The following is a 15,641-nucleotide window of genomic DNA, read 5'->3' as shown; positions in this document are numbered from 1 at the left end:
TTAATAATATTCTCCATCATCCCAATCATCGATAAATGCATCATACGGAAATGTCCCAGCAAACTGGTCGGGATGAAGCTTTACATACAAATTGCGTATTTTGGTTCTGGAACTTCCTAAAAAAGGAGTTGCAGAGCCACTGACTAAAAAGCTGCTACTTATATTGTTTAATTCGCCAAGCAAACCAAAAACATATGATTTTAAAGATGGATCAGCAAATGTATCTGCTTTTGACATCCATTTGGTTTCATACAAGTCTTTTATTTTACATGGCAGAGTCATGTCGATTAATGACGCAGCATAGTTTTCTCCAATGAGAATAACCATGATTTCGTCATAATCTGCTGTGAATTCTTCAAGCAGTAAATTGTCTTCAGAAGAATAGAGGGATTCATTTGGCTGTTCTTCTGGAAGCTGAACACTTGTTATTCCGGCATTATCGTTTCCATCTAATCCATTTACCAGGTTGCTTACTGCGTTACCCCACGCATCGGCTACTGCCTGTCCAGATGCCAGTATCTTTTCTTCAAGAATATCATGTGGGGTTTTATCAGCACTCTTAGGAGTGCTTTTTCTTTTTTGTGTGGCAGCTGTTGTAAGAATTTTTTCAAAATAATATGCAATTTTCTCAGCTGCATTATATAGGTCAATCCCCTCGATATCAGACTCAAATGTGTCGCACAGTCTTTGCGTTGTAGCTTCTGGGAAACCATCCAAATATGCGATAAATTGTTCTGGATCTATGTGAGGCAAAATACGTTGAGAAATTTTCGTTATTTTGGTTTGACCGTTGTAATAGGCCTTAAAAGTGTTTTCACTTATATCTTCAATTTGTAATAACCCTTCTTCGGTGATGATTGATTCAAACAGTGTTCTGGTAAAGACATGAGTGCTGTATGAACCACCGATGATGGGTTTTATTTTTTGTGCAAATTCTGTGAATTCCATAATCCACCTCTTTCTTCATTACACCCAAGACTACCGAAGCCTACCAGCCACTACCAAGTTCTACCGAGCCAGTTATCTATAATGAGAAGTGTAAAAAGCAAACAGCGAGTGCTTGCTACTTGTAAGGCTGTATTGGGAAATTGTTCTACCCAATAGTATATCAGAAAAGAACGCAAAAATCTACACTTTCACAGTTTGTTAATATGCGTTCGCAGAGAAAATTTACAAATGCAGTTATTTTACCTCTCTGACCTTTAGTTGAGTTCATTAGGTGGATTCAACTAAGTGCCAGAGGCACTTAAAAAATAAATATCACAAGGCCTGATTAGCTATAAGGGCATTGGGATACAGATATCGACATCAACCACAGGACAACCTGTGGAAGGTGTGATAGAGGTACCCTTATTTCCTTATGCCCTTTTTCAGGCTTTATGGGTCGGTACTTCTATAGGCACCGGCCTTTATTTGTTCCCATTGCCCTTCTGCAAGAACCAGGCAGAAAGGCAGGAACTTTATGAAAATCAAGATTCGTTACGAGAACGAGTACCAGACCCTTGAGGTCGAAAACGTGGAATTGGAGAGATGGCTTAATATCTCCATTTCAGAAAATGAAAGCCAGGAAGACTACGAACAGAGAATCCAGGATGTAATCGAAGAGAGATTCAACAGACCCGATTACAACAGCTGGCACAAGCATGACCGTCATACTGGCAATGCTTATATGAAGAGCAAGGACGGAACAGTTGAGGTCAACACCGAAGAAGCAATCATGTACAGAGCAGCTGATAAGTCAGCCTTTAACAGTTCAATTGATGGAGTACATAACCAGCTTGAATACGAAGATTGCTGTGAAACTTTGAGAAGTCTTCTTAAGCCTGCAGTGGCAGATATGGTCATTGCAATTGCACTTGATGGTTACACCGTTGGTGAGTACGCAGCAGAAATCGGTGAGGATGCCAACACTGTCAGCCATCGTTACAGACGTGCTATCAACAAATTAAAAAAAGTTTTTTCAAAAACGTCCTTTTAACCCTTCTCCCAAGGCTACCAGGTAGGAGGGTGACACCTCCGAGAAATTAATTTAAGGAGGTAATTCGTATGGAATTACAAGTATTTAACAGCACAGAGTTTGGCTCTGTAAGAACAGCAACTGTAAACGGTGAGGTTATGTTTGTCGGCAAGGATGTAGCAGACATTCTCGGGTACCAGAACGGTAGTCGAGATATCAACCGCCATGTAGAGGAAGAGGACAGACACAAGGTCATGATTTTTGATGGAAACCAGGATAAGGAAACCATCATCATCAATGAGTCTGGACTTTACAGTCTTATCCTTTCAAGCAAGATGCCGAATGCGAAGAAGTTCAAGCACTGGGTTACATCAGAAGTTCTTCCGGCTATCCGTAAGCATGGAATGTATGCCATCGATGAGATCTTGGAAAATCCTGATCTTGCGATTGCAGCACTCACACAGCTTAAGGAAGAGCGTGAGAGAAGAAAGCAGCTTGAATGTCTGGCACTTGTTCAGCGTCAGCAGATTGCAGAACTTCAGCCTAAGGCAAGCTACTATGACCTTATTTTACAGAACAAGAACACAGTACCTATTACACAGATTGCAAAGGATTACGGTATGAGCGGTCGCAAGTTCAATGAACTTCTTCACGAACTTGGGGTTCAGTACAAGTTCAGAAAGACCTGGCTTTTATATCAGCACTATGCAGAGTGTGGATACACACAGTCCCGTACCTATGCAATCGATGAGAGCAGAAGTGTGATGCATACCTACTGGACTCAGAAGGGCAGACTTTTCCTTTATGACCTTTTGAAGAGTGAAGGCATCTTACCAGTTATCGAACAGGAGGATTAAGAGATATGGGTGTTGATAAGTTTAATCACGAAGGGTACTTTGACCCGACCACATATGAGGCTCTTACCAACATCCACCGTGAGGAAATGGCAGCTGATAAAAAGGCTGCCTATCTTCCTTTGGTGTATGTGTGCAGTCCATATGCAGGTGATGTTGAAACCAATGTAAAGAATGCAAAACGATACAGCAGATTCGCTGTTGATGAAAATGCTATCCCGGTAACACCTCATCTTTTATATCCGCAGTTCATGGATGACGGTAATGAGGCTGAAAGAGAGATGGCTATGCATTTCAATTATGTACTTCTTGGCAAATGCACAGAGGTCTGGGTCTTCGGTGGTGTGATAAGCCGTGGCATGGCTCGTGAGATTGGTGTTGCCAAGAAAAGAAGAATGAAGATCAGATGGTTTACCCAGGATTTGAAGGAGGTCGGAGAATATGATTAATTTTACTGTTTATTCAGCAGACTGTGTCGGCAACAGCGGTAACTGTCTGTATCCCAATAAGAATGTTGTAACGGATAAAGAGTCCTTTATCGCAGCAACCAAGATGGATCATGTCACTGCAAAGTATAAAGGAAACTATCGCAGTAAGGATAACTTTGAATCCTCCGACTGTATTCCTCTTGACTGTGACAATGACCATTCAGAGAACCCGGATGACTGGCTTGCTCCTTTTGATATCGCATTATCAATTCCGGGAGTTGTTTTCGCTGCATCTTACAGCAGACACCACAACCTTCCAAAGGGTGATAAATCGGCAAGACCAAGATTTCATGTATTCTTCCCTATACCAAAGGTAACGGACGGAGAAGAGTATGCAGCCATGAAACGCAAGATAGCTGATGCTTTCCCTTATTACGATACCAACGCATTAGACTCTGCAAGATTCCTTTATGGCAATGACTCTGATGAAGTGGAGTTCTATGAAGGTGACAAGACCATTCTTGATTATCTGGAAGAGGATGATTTTTCAGATTTCGATGCAAGCCTTGAGCAGGTGCCGGAAGGTCAGCGTAACAGTACCATGAGCCACATTGCCGGGAAGATTATCAAGAGATACGGAAATACAGAAGAGGCTTATCAGATCTTCCTTAAGAAGGCAGAACTCTGTAATCCACCACTTCCTGAAAGTGAACTCAAGGTGATATGGAGAAGTGCATCAAAGTTCGGTAACAAGGTGTCGAACCAGGAAGGATACATTCCACCTGAACAGTACAACTCTGACTGCAGATTAAAGCCGGAAGACTTCTCCGATGTGGGGCAAGCTACGGTTCTTGCAACCGAGTATAAGGACATCCTTCGCTATTCCCCATCGACTGATTACATGGTTTACAACGGCAGTTTCTGGGAAGAGTCAAAACCAAAGTCCCAGGGGGTTTCCCAGGATTTGACAGAAAGACAGCTTGCAGAGGCTGAAACCGAAATGAAGAAAGCTATGGATGAACTTGTAAAGAATGGCGGTATGGAGATTCTTGTATCCGTGGGTCCGAAGAAGGCAGTGCAGATGTTCAATAAACAGCAGGCTCATGCCTACGAGATGTATGAAGATGCTGTGGCATATAAGAAATATGCCATTAAGCGAAGAGATACAAAGAATATTGCTGCCACATTAAAAGAGGCTCGTCCGATGCTTGAAGTAGAACAGAGAAACCTTGATGCTGATGAGTTCATGCTGAACACACCGACTCTTACCTATGATTTAAGACAGGGCACCAAGTTTCCGATGGAACACAGACCAGAGCATTTCATCACAAAGCAGACAACCGTTGACCCATCAAGTGATGGAGCAGATATCTGGGCAGCCGCACTTGATACCTTCTTTTTAAAGGATACCGACCTTATCGATTATGTTCAGAGAATGGTTGGTCTTTCAGCAATCGGCAAGGTGTATGTTGAGGCACTCATTATCGCATATGGAGAAGGCCGCAATGGTAAGTCAACCTTCTGGAATGTTATCGCAAGAGTTCTTGGTACATACTCAGGAAACATCTCTGCAGATATGCTTACCGTTGGATGCAGAAGAAATGTCAAGCCGGAACTTGCCGAGGCAAAGGGTAAGAGAATGCTCATTGCAGCAGAGCTGGAAGAAGGCATGAGACTGAATACTGCCAATGTTAAACAGCTTTGCTCTACCGATGAAATCTATGCTGAAAAGAAGTATAAAGATCCGTTCTCATATACTCCGACACATACACTTGTACTTTATACCAACCATCTGCCAAAGGTCGGTGCGATTGATAAGGGTACATGGAGAAGACTTATCGTTATTCCGTTTGATGCCAAGATTGAAGGAAGTGCTGATATCAAGAACTATGCGGACTATCTGTTTGAAAAGGCAGGTGGAGCAATCCTTACATGGGTAATCGAAGGTGCAAGAAAGGTAATCGCAGACAACTACAAGATTGACCCGCCACAGAAGGTGCGTGATGCCATTGAGCATTATAAGGAAAGTAATGATTGGCTTTCCTACTTCTTAAGTGAACGCTGCGAACTTGACCCTGCCTATGTGGCAAAGTCGAGCGAGGTATATAACGAGTATCGAATCTTCTGTACCCAGGTGGGTGAGTTTACAAGAAGTACAACAGATTTCTACACAGCCTTGGAAACAGTCGGATTTGAAAGATACCGTGACCGTAAGGGCAGATACATTAAAGGCTTAAGACTCAAGACGGACTTTATGGAAGAAGAGTAATGACAGTAGGTGTGACAGTTAATGACGGCTATTTACTATCCTTTTCTATAGAGTAAAAAAATTAAGTCTATATATATAAAGTATAGGAAATGACAGTCTTACCCTGTCACACCATCAAATTCAGCATTGATGGAGGTGGCACGAATGCGTGAAAAAGAAGTAGAGCAGAAGCTTGTAAAGGCTGTAAAGCTTGCAGGTGGTTTCTGCATTAAATTTACATCTCCCGGATTTGACGGAGTGCCGGATAGACTGGTTCTTCTTCCAAAAGGGAGAATGGCTTTTATAGAACTCAAGGCTCCTGGCAAGAAACCAAGAGCCTTACAGAAAAGAAGAATGAAACAGTTATCAGCTTTAGGGTTTCCCTGCTATGTGGTTGATAACACTGATGTGATTGGGGGTGTCATTGATGAAATACAATCCTCATGATTATCAGACTTATGCAACAAACTTTGTATTGGAACGTCCCGTGGCAGCAGTCCTTTTAGAAATGGGACTCGGAAAGAGTGTGATTACCTTAACGGCAATATTTGAACTTCTCTATAACAGATTTGAAGTTGGAAAGGTTCTGGTTATCGCACCTCTTCGAGTAGCAAGAGATACATGGCCTGCTGAAATAGAAAAGTGGGATCACTTAAAGAGACTGACCTATTCGGTGGTCATAGGTACAGAGTCGGAGCGAAAAGAGGCACTAAGAAAAAGTGCAGGAATCTACCTGATCAATAGAGAAAATGTGGACTGGCTTATCAACAAAAGTGGCTTTCCATTCGATTTTGATATGGTTGTCATTGATGAATTATCGTCATTCAAGTCTGCATCGGCTAAACGATTCAAGAGCCTTCTTAAAGTAAGACCAAAGGTAAAAAGAATCGTGGGTCTTACAGGAACTCCAAGCAGTAATGGACTTATGGATTTATGGGCAGAGTTCAGAATCCTTGACATGGGAGAAAGGCTCGGAAGATACATCACACATTATCGTATGAATTTCTTTGTGCCGGATAAACGAAATCAACAGATGATATTTTCCTACAAACCAAGACCAGGTGCGGAAGATGCTATCTACAGACTGATATCGGATATAACGATTTCTATGAAGTCAGCAGATTTCCTTAAAATGCCTGAATGCATTATGAACGAAGTGGAAGTAAAGCTTTCAGAAAAGGAATGGTCTGTATATGACGAATTAAGGCAGGAAATGGTTGTGTCTTTAGAAGATGAAGAGATTGATGCTGCAAATGCAGCTGCTCTTTCAGGCAAACTTCTGCAGATGGCCAATGGTGCTATCTATAACGAAGAAAAAGAGGTCTTTCATATTCATGACCGTAAGCTTGATGCACTTGAGGACTTGATTGAAGGTGCAAATGGCAAGCCTGTACTTGTAGCTTACTGGTATAACCACGATCTGGAGCGAATCAAGGAAAGATTCAAGATCCGTGAAATCAAGACTTCAAAGGATATCAGGGATTGGAATAATGGCGAGATACCGATTGCTGTAATCCACCCTGCGAGTGCCGGACACGGCTTGAATTTGCAAAGTGGTGGTTCGACCCTTATATGGTTCGGTCTTACCTGGTCATTGGAACTCTATCAGCAGACCAATGCAAGGTTATGGAGACAGGGGCAGAAATCCACGGTTGTCATACATCACATTATTTCAAAGGATACCATTGATGAAGATGTGATGAATGCATTAAGGCTCAAAGAGAAAACACAGACAGATCTTATCGATGCGGTTAAGGCGAGAATCGGAGGTGGTGCTTATGACGGCTAAAGATTATCTGAACAGACCGTTCATTCTAAATAACAAGATTAACGATAAGCTTATCAAGCTGGAATGCTATAAGGAATTATCAACAAGTGTTTCTTCCCCAAGCTTTGAAGAGAAGTTTTCAGGAACAAGAAATCTTGAACCTCCCTTTGTAAGATATCTTGGCAAAATCAGTGATCTGGAAGAGGAGATAAAAGCTGACTATGAACAGCTTGAAGATATGAAGAAGGAAATCGATGCAGAAATCGATAAACTGGAAGACCCGTATGAACAGCTTATCCTTCGTTACAGATACCTGATGTTTATGCCAATGAACCAGATAGCAACAAAGGTGCATTACACATTAAGGTGGACACAGCGAATTCATAACAGAGCAATAGAAAACTTTGAAAGAGTTCACCCCAGTTCACCCTAGTTCACTCCGAGTTCATCTATAAGTCGCATAAGGGATGTGCTATACTTATAATAGCAAAATAGAATGAGTTACAGCCTTGTGGGGAAACCTGCAGGGCTTTTCTTATGCCCATAAGGAGGTGGAGAAGTTGCCGAAACTACCGAAGAAACCGTGTGGTTACCCCGGCTGTCCAAACCTTACTGATGGAAGGTACTGCAAGGAACACGAGAAACAGGCGGCTCGTTCCTACGAGAAGTATGGCAGAGATCCAGCTGTACGCCGTAGGTACGGAAGAGCATGGAAACGTATCCGTGACAAGTATGTATCACAGCATCCTTTCTGTGAAGTGTGTTTTGAGAAAGGAATCCTTGTGCCTGTTGATGAGGTTCATCACAAGCTGCCACTGTCAGAAGGTGGAACACATGAGAGGTCTAACCTCATTGCTTTATGTAAGTCATGTCATGCAAAGATTCATGCCGAGCGTGGTGACTATCAAGGAAGTAAAAAACATCGTGTGTACAGCTACGATAAGTGACCCCAGGGGCGGTTCAAATCCCAAACGCATCAAGATCCCGGGGAACGGCGTGGGGTCTTGCGTGTGAAAAATGCGAAATCAAAAGGGTAATTAAAGGAGGGTGTACAGACGTGCCTACAAAATCGAATAACATCGGTGGCCGTGGTGGTGCAAGACCTGGTGCAGGTCGCAAGAAAACGGCTGTATCCGAGAAAGCAAAGAACGGAAATCCGGGTGGCAGAAAATTAGAAGTCCTAGATATTCCTGAAGTGGAAGGTGTGGAGATGCCAAAGCCACACGACTTCCTGTCTGCAGAACAGAGAGACGGAAGTGAACTGCAGGCTCACGAAATATATACGGAAACATGGAACTGGCTTAACAAGATCGGATGCTCATCGAAGGTATCCCCACAGCTGTTGGAAAGATATGCGATGTGTTCTGCAAGATGGATTCAGTGCGAAGAAATGACCAACAAGCTGGGATTTCTTTCAAAGCATCCAACAACACAGAAACCAATCCCATCTCCGTTCATTAACATTGGCATCAACTATATGAACCAGGCAGTAAGGCTCTGGAACGAAATATTTCAGATTGTGAAGGAGAACTGCAGCACAGATTATGATGATGCTGCTCCACAGAATGATTTGATGGAAAGACTCCTAAGAGCAAGGGAAGGAAAATAATATGATTGAAAAAGTAAATCCATGCCATCCTGATAAGGTGGCTGACAGAATAGCAGGTGCCATTGTTGATTTGGCTTATGCAAAAGAAGAAAATCCGAAGGTTGCCGTTGAGGTGCTTATCGGTCATGGGCAGGCTCATGTAATTATTGAAACATCAGCTGAACTTGATAAGTTTGACATCGCTGCAGCCATTCATAGAATTGCCGGAGATGTCAGAGCAAATATTGTGATAGTTCCCCAGGATACACACCTTGCAAAGAACCAGGAAGAAAGCATCCATTGTGGTGACAATGGTATCTTCAAGGGAATGCCACTTACTGAAGAGCAGAAAGCATTATCCCAGATAGCAAGAGACATCTATAGGGTGTATCCGTTTGATGGAAAGTACATTCTTGATCAGGCAAGACTCATCATCTGCCAGAGCAATGCGAAAAAAGTACACTTAAAGGAAATCTGCCCTGCAGCAGAAATCAATCCCCTGGGTGACTGGACTGGTGGCACGGATGTAGATACTGGGGCAACTAATCGTAAGCTTGGTTCTGATATGGCAGACTCCGTAACAGGCGGTGGTCTTCATGGCAAGGACTTATCCAAGGCAGATGTTTCTGTAAATATCCACGCATTCCTTAAGGCACAGAGAACTGGCAAGCCAGTAGAACTTGTATGTGCCATTGGTGATGATGCTGTTGATGGTATTCCATATAAGGAAATTGTGGAAGAAGCAAGAGAGTTTATTCGTTCCATCGGTGGCTTTGAGAAGTTTGCCGAGTGGGGACTTTATTAAGGAGGCATTATGGGAAAGACAACTACAGAAATGCAGCTTGTAGCTGTATCAAAACTTATTCCTTATGTGAATAATGCAAGAACCCATTCTGCCGAGCAGGTTATGAAACTTCGTTCTTCCCTTCGTGAGTTCGGTTTCATCAATCCTGTTATTATTGACCGAGAGTTTAATGTTATCGCAGGTCACGGAAGAATCCTTGCTGCAAAGGAAGAAGGAATACTTGAAGTGCCTTGTGTATTTGTGGACTACCTTACAGAGGCACAGAAGAAAGCATATATCCTGGCAGACAACCGTATGGCAATGGATGCAGGATGGGACGAAGAGTTACTTCGTATTGAGATTGAGGCTCTCCAGGGTGAGGACTTCGATATCGGACTTACGGGATTTGACGAAAGCGAGATTGCAGATCTCTTTGGTTCGGATGATACTTCCGGGGTCAAGGATGATGACTACGATTTGTCAGCTGCACTTGAGAAAGCAGCCTTTGTAAAGCGTGGTGATATCTGGACAGTCGGAAGACACAGACTGATGTGTGGTGATGCGACTTCTTCGGAAGATGTAGCTGCACTTATGGATGGTAAGAAAGCCAACCTTATCATTACTGACCCACCTTACAATGTGGCATTTGAAAGTTCCGATGGCTTATCCATCAAAAATGATAAGATGGCAAATGATAAATTCTATGAATTCCTGCTTTTAGCATTTAAGAACATGGCCGAGCATCTTGAAAAGGGTGGCTCGGCTTATGTATTTCATGCAGATACAGAAGGTCTTAATTTCAGAAAGGCTTTCATGGATGCAGGTTTTCACTTATCCGGCTGTTGCATCTGGGTAAAGAACTCCCTTGTGCTTGGCCGTTCGGATTATCAGTGGCAGCATGAACCAGTCCTTTACGGCTTTTTACAGAATGGAAAGCACTACTGGAGCAAGAATGCAGGCAGAAGTCAGACTACCATCTGGAACTTCGATAAGCCGAAGAAGAATAAGAACCATCCGACTTCAAAGCCACTTGACCTGCTTGCCTATCCGATTGGAAATTCAAGTCAGGAAAACGCAATCGTCATTGATACATTCGGTGGCAGTGGTTCAACACTCATGACCTGTGAGCAGACGAACCGTGTATGTCATACGATGGAACTTGATGAGAAATACGCATCCGTCATCCTTCGCAGATATGTTGAGGATACCGGTGATGCAGAAGGTGTATTTGTAATCAGAGATGGTGAGAAAATCCCATACTCTGCACTGGTAAAAGAAGTGGAGGGTACGGATGGAGAAACAGAATAATTTGACCCTTGGCAGCCTTTTTGATGGTTCTGCCGGGTTTCCTTTAGGAGGCTTGCTTTCTGGTGTTACCCCTTTGTGGGCATCGGAAATCGAGCCTTTTCCTATTCGTGTAACAACGAAAAGACTACCGCAGATGAAACACTACGGTGACATTTCCAAGATGAATGGTGGGGAGATTCCTCCCGTTGACATCATTACATTTGGAAGTCCATGCCAGGATATGTCTGTTGCCGGAAAGAGGGACGGACTTGGTGGCTCTCGTTCCAGTCTGTTTTATGAGGCGGTAAGAATCATAAAAGAAATGAGGTGTAAGACAGATGGCAGATATCCAAGATTTATCGTCTGGGAAAATGTCCCAGGAGCCTTCTCAAGCAATAAGGGAGAAGACTTCCGAGCCGTCCTCGAAGAGGTCTGCAAAATCAAAGATGAATGTGTGTCAGTGCCTAAACCTTCAAAATGGCAGAGTGCAGGAAAAATCCTGGGAGACGGTTACTCAGTCGCATGGAGACAGCTTGATGCTCAATTTTGGGGAGTACCCCAGAGAAGAAAACGTATCTACCTTGTCGCAGATTTTGCAGGCTGGAGTGCCGGAAAAATACTATTTGAGTCAGAAGGCTTGTCTGGGTATTCTCCGCAGGGCTTCCGTTCGTGGCAAGAAACTGCCAACGGTTCTGCAGAGAGCATTGGAGAAACAGGCAGCAACAGCTTAATGTTTGAAAACCACGGACAGGACTCAAGATATACGGGTCCGCTTGAAGTGGCACAGACCGTTCTTTCCACATTTGGAACGGGTGGCAATAATCAGCCTTTTGTGGTGCAGACACCAAAGACTCTCAAAATCAGAAGTGGCTGCGAAGGTGGTGGCAAGGGTGCCTTGATTCAGGAAGACAAGTCAGCGACCCTTGGATGCAGCAATGATCAGACTTTGTTCGTACCAAAGGTCTATGGCATCTGTGCCAAGGACAGTAATGCGATGAAGTCATCAAATCCTAACAGTGGATTCTATGAGGCAACTACCAGCAGATGCCTTGATGGGAATGGTGGCAATCCATCATGCAATCAGGGCGGTATGGCTGTTATCGAAGGAAACGGAACTAGACCTTCTCATAAGGGTGATGGCTATAAGGAATCCGATGTGATGTACACGCTTAATGCGACAGAACAGCATGGAGTTGCGTATGGAATCGGAAGACCTGCAATGAACCAGGGTTACAACGCACAGTTTTCTTTCCAGGTGGAAGAGGAAGTCGAACCTACACTTGTTGCAGCAGGAGCAAGTGGAGTGGCTCATCCTGTGTTCAGTTCTTCAAAGGCATCGTTCTTTACGTCAGCTGAAGAGGAACTTGCAAACACACTTGTAGCAACCGACTACAAGGACCCGCCAATCGTAAATGACAGTCCAAGCTATGGATTCTATCCACAGATGAAAGCAGAATGCATTACCTTTACGGAAGAAAAGAGTGGATGCCTTGTGAATGGTACAAATCCGGGATTTCAGAATGGAGTACTTGAAGCTGACTATATCGTAAGAAGGCTTACACCAACCGAATGTGCAAGACTGCAGGGATTTCCCGACTGGTGGTGTGATGACCTTGGTATTCCTGAACCTACCGATGCAGATATTGCAGAGTGGAGAGAAATCTTTGATACCCATGCAAAGGCTCTCGGTAAGGAAACAAAGCCGAAGACCGATGCACAGATAAGGAAATGGCTCATCAATCCCCATTCTGATTCTGCTGAATATAAGATGTGGGGCAACGGTGTGGCACTTCCTAATGTGGTATTCGTGCTTTCAGGCATTGTGTACTACTCACAGTTTCCGACCGAATAATATCTGCTTATTCTACACACAAACAACTTGATATATGTGCCTTTTAGAGTGATATATGGTACTACCAAAAACGAAGGAGGTACATAACATGGTACTGCATTTTAATGTAAAGGGCGAAAGCCGAAAAGCAATGGTAAAGGCAATCGAAAAGGAACTCGGTGTTAAAGCCAGATACCTTGGAGTTCCAAGCTGCTCATACGAGGTTGGAAACTACACGGTAGGAAGAAACGGAGAACTTGAGTTTGCAGATGGAGAGAGTATGGAAGAAACAGCAAAGATCATTGATGCCTGCGTAATGGCCACAGGCACTTCCCCAGAAGAATGGGATAACAATCAAATGGGGGCAAAAGAAGCCGACTGTGAGCCGAATAAGGGGGCAACAACGGGCGAAACCACAGGACTTACGGTATCAATCCCAATTGAGAAAGTGAAGGTGGGAAACCTTACGGCACTTATTGATTCCAAAGCCGGACTCATCAAGAAGGCTCTTGGCATTACAGACCTTGGCATCGAGATAGAGGAAGACAAGGTTTCCTTCCCTTGGTTTTCAGAAGACCTGGATGCAGATAGCATTCAGACCTACACACGATTCATTGCAGCACTTTGCGAGATGAGTGTGAATCAGAAAAGAATCCAGGCTAAGGAGAAGGAAGTCGACAACGAGAAATACGCATTCAGATGTTTCCTTTTAAGACTCGGATTCATCGGAGCGGAATACAAGGCAGACAGAAAACTTCTTCTTAAGAACCTTGAAGGCTCTGCAGCTTTCAAGAACGGTGCGAAGGGAGGCGAAGAATAATGTCCTTTCCAAGCAGAGATATCGTTGAAAGAGTGAAAAAGGAATATCCGGCTGGCACAAGAGTTGAACTTGTAAGAATGGATGATTTCCAGGCACCACCGATTGGTACGAAGGGTACGGTCAGAGGTGTTGATGATACTGCAAGCATTATGGTTGCATGGGACAACGGCAGCAGTCTTAATGTGGTCTACGGTGAGGATAAATGCCGTAAGATCACTGAAGAATAAAGGTCAGAAATACACAGTTTTTCTGCCAAAAGATTGTGTAGTATATGGTGCTAATTAACTTGATATAGTGTGCTTTTAGAGTGATATATAGTACTACCAAAAGGGAAAACACACCAAACGGAGGTACATAGAATGAACGAAAAAATCACACATCAGATTGAAGAAATGAAAAAGCAGACCATCGGAGTTGAGGTCGAGATGAACAGCATCACAAGAGAGCGAGCAGCAAAGCTTGCAGCCGAATACTTCGGAACAGGACGCTACGAGAATACAGCATCAAGGAACGGCTACATGACCTGGTCAGCATGGGATGGACAAGGCAGAGAATGGAAATTTCAAAAGGACGTAAGCATTGCCGGAGACGATGCACACAAATGCGAAATGGTAACCCCAATCCTTAAATACGAGGACATGGAAACCTTGCAGGAACTGATCAGAAAGCTTCGCAAGGCAGGAGCCAAGAGCGATGCAACAAGGGGATGCGGAGTTCACATCCACATCGGAGCAAATGACCACACACCACAAACCATGAGAAACCTTGCAAACATCATGGCAAGCCACGAAAGTTTGATAGCCGAGGCACTTGACCTTGACCGAGGCAGAATGAACAGATACTGCAGAACGGTTGACCCAAGATTTTTAGAGCAGCTCAATAAGAAGAAACCAAAGACCATGAGCAAGCTTGCAGACATCTGGTATGGCACACAGGGTTGCAACTACGGACGCAGCCAACACTACAATGACAGCCGATACCATATGCTCAACTACCACGCAACCTTCACAAAGGGAACCATCGAGTTCAGACTTTTCCAGTTTGACGCACCTGCCGATGGAAAGCAGAACGGACTTCATGCCGGACAGCTTAAAAGCTACATTCAGCTTTGCTTGGCACTCAGCCAGATGGCAAAGGAAGTAAGAACAGCAAGTCCAAAGCCACAGCAGAACGAAAATCCAAAATACGCAATGAGAACATGGCTCTTAAGACTTGGGTTCATCGGAGACGAATTCAAGACAGCAAGAGACCTTCTTACAAGAAGACTTGCAGGAGATACAGCATTCAGAACTGCAAGGAGATAGCCTTGTAACACCTTAATAAAAAGAGTCGACCACTTCGGTGGTCTTAAGGTGGTAGAAGGGTGTCCCCTTCAGAAAGGATGGAAACCACATGAGTAAACGATACTACATTGCCTATGGCAGCAACCTGAACATCCCACAGATGAGAATGCGATGTCCGGGTGCAAGGATTATTGGAACATCGGTCATTGAAGACTATCAGCTTTTATTCAAAGGCAGCAAGACAGGTTCTTACCTTACCATTGAACCGATGGAAGGTGCTGAAGTTCCTGTTGTAATATGGGAAGTTACCGAGACCGATGAGAAAGCACTTGACCGTTACGAAGGATATCCAAACTTCTATTACAAAAAGGAAATGACCCTGGATATCAAAGGCATCAGAACGGGAAAGGTGCGAAGACGAGATGCTTTTGTCTACATCATGCATGAAGAAAGAGAACTTGGAATTCCAAGCTGGTACTATGTGAACACCTGCCTTGACGGATACCGAGCCTTTGGATTTGATGAGAAGTACCTGTTTGATGCAATCAGAATTAGCAGGAGGGATACACATGAAGACTGAAGTAAGAAGAATTGCAATCTGCCCTAAATGTGGCAAGGAATATCACGGAAGTCCGGCTCTTTCAAGAGTGGATAACGAAACCTATATCTGCCCCGACTGTGGAACAAGAGAGGCTCTTGAAAGCATCGGTGTGGACAAGGATGAGCAGGAAGAAATCCTGAACACCATTCATAGCTGCATGGGACAGTAACAACTGAAAAAGAATACTTTTCG

18 protein-coding genes are annotated in these 15,641 nt (G+C 43.7%); 17 read left to right on the top strand and 1 reads right to left on the bottom strand.

The annotated features are described in order from the left end of the window. Positions 1-948, bottom strand: a complete 948-nt coding sequence (locus EDD60_RS04845; protein WP_132226284.1) for a hypothetical protein — start codon at positions 946-948, stop codon at positions 1-3. Positions 949-1,462: 514 nt separating this feature from the next. Here EDD60_RS04845 and EDD60_RS04840 point away from each other — a divergent pair. The 17 genes from EDD60_RS04840 to EDD60_RS04760 all read left to right on the top strand — a co-directional run bounded on the left by EDD60_RS04840 (position 1,463) and on the right by EDD60_RS04760 (position 15,618). Further along, positions 1,463-1,978 carry an ECF-type sigma factor gene (locus EDD60_RS04840; protein WP_132226283.1) on the top strand — a complete coding sequence of 172 codons (516 nt, stop codon included), beginning with the start codon at positions 1,463-1,465 and terminating at the stop codon, positions 1,976-1,978. Between the two features lie 68 nt (positions 1,979-2,046). Further along, positions 2,047-2,814, top strand: coding sequence for a phage antirepressor (locus EDD60_RS04835; RefSeq protein WP_132226282.1), 768 nt, complete (start codon positions 2,047-2,049; stop codon positions 2,812-2,814). A gap of 5 nt (positions 2,815-2,819) precedes the next feature. Beyond that, positions 2,820-3,260, top strand: coding sequence for a DUF7768 domain-containing protein (locus EDD60_RS04830; protein WP_132226281.1), 441 nt, complete (start codon positions 2,820-2,822; stop codon positions 3,258-3,260). Beyond that, a complete protein-coding gene (locus tag EDD60_RS04825; RefSeq protein WP_132226280.1) occupies positions 3,253-5,508 on the top strand; it encodes a phage/plasmid primase, P4 family in 2,256 nt (751 codons plus the stop codon). Before EDD60_RS04830 ends, EDD60_RS04825 begins: the two co-directional genes overlap by 8 nt. A 144-nt stretch (positions 5,509-5,652) precedes the next feature. Further along, positions 5,653-5,934, top strand: a complete 282-nt coding sequence (locus EDD60_RS04820; protein ID WP_132226279.1) for a VRR-NUC domain-containing protein — start codon at positions 5,653-5,655, stop codon at positions 5,932-5,934. Further along, a complete protein-coding gene (locus tag EDD60_RS04815) occupies positions 5,915-7,276 on the top strand; it encodes a DEAD/DEAH box helicase (RefSeq protein ID WP_132226278.1) in 1,362 nt (453 codons plus the stop codon). The genes EDD60_RS04820 and EDD60_RS04815 overlap by 20 nt, the downstream gene beginning before the upstream one ends. Then, positions 7,266-7,688 (top strand): hypothetical protein, encoded by a 423-nt coding sequence (locus EDD60_RS04810; RefSeq protein ID WP_132226277.1) that lies wholly within the window; start codon positions 7,266-7,268, stop codon positions 7,686-7,688. Before EDD60_RS04815 ends, EDD60_RS04810 begins: the two co-directional genes overlap by 11 nt. Before the next feature lie 118 nt (positions 7,689-7,806). Further along, positions 7,807-8,202 (top strand): HNH endonuclease, encoded by a 396-nt coding sequence (locus EDD60_RS04805; protein WP_396627787.1) that lies wholly within the window; start codon positions 7,807-7,809, stop codon positions 8,200-8,202. 110 nt (positions 8,203-8,312) lie between these two features. Further along, positions 8,313-8,864: a terminase gene (locus EDD60_RS04800; RefSeq protein ID WP_132226275.1), complete on the top strand. Its 552-nt coding sequence runs from the start codon at positions 8,313-8,315 to the stop codon at positions 8,862-8,864. Between the two features lies 1 nt (position 8,865). Continuing rightward, the gene (locus EDD60_RS04795) at positions 8,866-9,648 is read left to right on the top strand and encodes an S-adenosylmethionine synthetase N-terminal domain-containing protein (protein WP_132226274.1); all 783 of its coding nucleotides are present in this window, start codon (positions 8,866-8,868) and stop codon (positions 9,646-9,648) included. Between the two features lie 9 nt (positions 9,649-9,657). Then, on the top strand, positions 9,658-10,935 hold the full coding sequence (locus EDD60_RS04790; RefSeq protein ID WP_132226273.1) for a site-specific DNA-methyltransferase: 1,278 nt from the start codon (positions 9,658-9,660) through the stop codon (positions 10,933-10,935). Then, positions 10,919-12,766, top strand: a complete 1,848-nt coding sequence (locus EDD60_RS04785; protein WP_132226272.1) for a DNA cytosine methyltransferase — start codon at positions 10,919-10,921, stop codon at positions 12,764-12,766. Before EDD60_RS04790 ends, EDD60_RS04785 begins: the two co-directional genes overlap by 17 nt. A gap of 88 nt (positions 12,767-12,854) precedes the next feature. After that, complete coding sequence (locus tag EDD60_RS04780; RefSeq protein WP_132226271.1) at positions 12,855-13,565, top strand: virulence protein; 711 nt, start codon at positions 12,855-12,857, stop codon at positions 13,563-13,565. Then, a complete protein-coding gene (locus EDD60_RS04775; RefSeq protein ID WP_132226270.1) occupies positions 13,565-13,792 on the top strand; it encodes a DUF4314 domain-containing protein in 228 nt (75 codons plus the stop codon). The genes EDD60_RS04780 and EDD60_RS04775 overlap by 1 nt, the downstream gene beginning before the upstream one ends. A 132-nt stretch (positions 13,793-13,924) precedes the next feature. Next, positions 13,925-14,869, top strand: coding sequence for an amidoligase family protein (locus EDD60_RS04770; protein WP_132226269.1), 945 nt, complete (start codon positions 13,925-13,927; stop codon positions 14,867-14,869). Positions 14,870-14,957: 88 nt separating this feature from the next. Then, positions 14,958-15,428, top strand: a complete 471-nt coding sequence (locus EDD60_RS04765; RefSeq protein WP_132226268.1) for a gamma-glutamylcyclotransferase family protein — start codon at positions 14,958-14,960, stop codon at positions 15,426-15,428. Next, positions 15,418-15,618: a hypothetical protein gene (locus EDD60_RS04760; protein ID WP_132226267.1), complete on the top strand. Its 201-nt coding sequence runs from the start codon at positions 15,418-15,420 to the stop codon at positions 15,616-15,618. Before EDD60_RS04765 ends, EDD60_RS04760 begins: the two co-directional genes overlap by 11 nt. The last annotated feature ends 23 nt before the right edge of the window (positions 15,619-15,641 follow it).

The sequence above is a fragment of the Longibaculum muris genome, from assembly GCF_004343035.1.
GTDB classification, from domain to species: Bacteria; Bacillota_I; Bacilli_A; order Erysipelotrichales; family Coprobacillaceae; genus Longibaculum; species Longibaculum muris.
This window is presented reverse-complemented; position numbering and strand designations above follow the sequence as displayed.